4 protein-coding genes are annotated in these 2,320 nt (G+C 61.6%); 1 reads left to right on the forward strand and 3 read right to left on the reverse strand.

Going from position 1 to position 2,320, the window contains the following annotated elements; all coding sequences use genetic code 11:
* The first annotated feature begins 194 nt into the window (after positions 1-194).
* Positions 195-455 carry a DUF1344 domain-containing protein gene (locus RTCK_RS02870; RefSeq protein WP_142521521.1) on the forward strand — a complete coding sequence of 87 codons (261 nt, stop codon included), beginning with the start codon at positions 195-197 and terminating at the stop codon, positions 453-455.
* A gap of 1 nt (position 456) precedes the next feature.
* Here RTCK_RS02870 and RTCK_RS02875 read toward each other — a convergent pair whose 3' ends face one another.
* The 3 genes from RTCK_RS02875 to RTCK_RS02885 form a co-directional block, all read right to left on the reverse strand.
* Complete coding sequence (locus RTCK_RS02875; RefSeq protein ID WP_142591566.1) at positions 457-1,035, reverse strand: histidine phosphatase family protein; 579 nt, start codon at positions 1,033-1,035, stop codon at positions 457-459.
* Between the two features lie 29 nt (positions 1,036-1,064).
* Positions 1,065-1,883, reverse strand: coding sequence for an enoyl-ACP reductase FabI (fabI, locus tag RTCK_RS02880; RefSeq protein WP_142591465.1), 819 nt, complete (start codon positions 1,881-1,883; stop codon positions 1,065-1,067).
* A 146-nt stretch (positions 1,884-2,029) separates the two neighbouring features.
* Positions 2,030-2,320 (reverse strand): DnaJ C-terminal domain-containing protein (locus RTCK_RS02885; protein ID WP_328803894.1); only part of this gene is annotated, 291 nt, incomplete at its 5' end.

The following is a 2,320-nucleotide window of genomic DNA, read 5'->3' on the forward strand; positions in this document are numbered from 1 at the left end:
AAGCTTGCCAGAAACTTCCTCTCCGCAGTCGCCTTGGCCACCCTCGTCGCGTTCTGGCTATGATTGAGTCTGAACCCTAATAAAACAGTCACTACTTGTACTGAAAAAGTCATGACCACGGGCGATTTTCGCCACAATCGGAAGGCTATCTTGTGCCGCTACGAAGCATACCCCGTCCCGTGAAGGCCCCGACCATGCGTCTCCTGATAGCCGCGCTGCTTGCAACCGCCAGCATCCTTTCACCCTTGCAGGGCTTTGCCCAGAGCTCGGACGTGGAGGCGACCATTCAGTCGGTGGACGTCAATGACCTTAGCCTGACGCTTGACGACGGCAAGACCTACAAGGTGCCGGAAGAGTTCAACTTCGAAGGGCTGGAATCGGGTGTGAAGGTCCTGGTCTTCTATACGGAGGTCGACGGCAATCGCGTTGTCGACGACCTGGAGATCATCCAGTAGATCAGATCCAGCGTAGCGTGCCTGCGCCGAGATCGACCTGCAGGACCATGTCCTGGGGCACGGTCATTCGTGCCGCGTGGTCTTCCGAGACCTGGGCGACAAGGCGGAAGACCGATCGGACCACCCCGCCATGCGAGACGCAGATCGTCGGCGAACTGATCGATCTCAGCCATGCGCCGACCCGCCATGAGAGGATTTCGTAGCTTTCCGCGTCGTCGCCCGGCGGTATGAAGTTCCACTTCTGCTCGATGCGTGCGAGCAGGCGGTCGGGTGCGAAGCGGTTGACCTCCTCCAGCGTATGCCCCTCCCAGTCGCCGAAGGAAAGCTCCAGGAGGCGCTCGTCCGTCCGATAGCCTGCCGGATCAAGCCCCATGGCGGCCCGAAGCCGCTCCATCGTTTCCCTTGTGCGCGAAAGGGGGCTTGCCACGAAGTCGAAGGAGAAGAGATCGGCTCCCGCCAGGTCGAGGAGAACTTCCCCGTTGCGCGTCGCCTGCGCCCGCCCAAGGTGGTTGAGGGCGATATCCTTCTGACCCTGCAGTCGCCCCTCTGCATTCCAGTCCGTCTGGCCGTGTCGAACCATGTAGATGAGCACGGCAGGCGTCCTTGCGGTCAGTCCTTCACGACGGAGATGTCGGGGGCGCCCACCGCCTTCATGCCGACGACGTGATAGCCGCTGTCGGCATGATGGACTTCGCCGGTCACGGAGCGCGAGAGGTCGGACAGCATGTAGAGCCCGACATCGCCGACCTCCTCGATGCTGACCGTGCGGCGCAGCGGCGCGTTGTACTCGTTCCACTTCAGGATGTAGCGGAAGTCGCCGATGCCGGACGCCGCAAGCGTCTTGATCGGGCCTGCCGAAATGGCGTTGACGCGGATGTTCTTCGGGCCGAGGTCGACGGCGAGGTACTTGACGCTGGCCTCCAGCGCGGCCTTAGCGACGCCCATGACGTTGTAGTTCGGCATGACCTTTTCGGCGCCGTAATAGGTCAGCGTCAGCATGGAGCCGCCGTCCGTCATCAGCTTCTCCGCCCGCCGCGCCACCGAGGTGAAGGAGTAGACGGAAATCCGCATCGTCTTGTCGAAGTTCTCGGCGGTGGTGTCCACATACCGTCCCGTCAGCTCGTCCTTGTCCGAAAAGCCGATCGCATGCACGAGGAAATCGATCTTGCCCCAGAGCTTTTCGATTTCCGCGAAGGCGGAATCGATGCTGGCTTCGTCGCTGACGTCGCAGTCACCGGCAACCACCGCGCCGATCTCGGCTGCGAGCGGTTCAACACGCTTGCGAAGGGCCTCTCCCTGATAGGTGAAGGCGATCTCGCCGCCCTGTGCATGGATGGCCCTGGCGATGCCCCAAGCGATCGAGCGGTTGTTCGCGACGCCCATGATGACGCCGCGCTTGCCTGCCATGAGGCCTGTAGCCTGAACCATGCTGTGTCCCCTGAGACGAAAGTCTAGCTGCTGAAAACGGAAGGTTGCCTATGGCATAGGCGGCTCAACCGTTCAAGTTGGCCCGGATCATCTCGTGTAGCCTGCCGTAACAAAGAGTGCACGGCCGGATCGCCCGTGCAGGGAGGTCAGATGTAGAGACCTTCGCGCATGTGGCGCATCAGGTCGGTGACCTTCGCATCCGGCTTTTCCCAGAGCATGACGCGCAGTTCCACGACGAGCTTTCCGCGCTTGCCTTCGGCGTCCGGAAGTCCGAGCTCTTCCATCTCAATGGCCCTGTCGGATCCCGACCATGGCGGTATCGAGATCGGTTTCAGCCCTTCCGGCGTCTCGATCTCGGTCTCCGTCCCCAGCACCGCGTCTTCGAGCGAGATCGGCAGGATGGTGTGGATATCGTAGCCGTCGATTGCGAATCTGCG

It is taken from the genome of Pseudorhizobium endolithicum, from assembly GCF_902153245.2.
In the GTDB taxonomy this organism is placed as follows: domain Bacteria; phylum Pseudomonadota; class Alphaproteobacteria; order Rhizobiales; family Rhizobiaceae; genus Neorhizobium; species Neorhizobium endolithicum.

What these genes read in the sequence shown, in the direction of transcription:
- RTCK_RS02870 (WP_142521521.1), top strand. Translation starts at nt 195, where the DNA reads ATGCGTCTCCTGATAGCCGCGCTGCTTGCAACCGCCAGCATCCTTTCA.
- RTCK_RS02875 (WP_142591566.1), bottom strand. Translation starts at nt 1,035, where the DNA reads ATGGTTCGACACGGCCAGACGGACTGGAATGCAGAGGGGCGACTGCAG.
- fabI (WP_142591465.1), bottom strand. Translation starts at nt 1,883, where the DNA reads ATGGTTCAGGCTACAGGCCTCATGGCAGGCAAGCGCGGCGTCATCATG.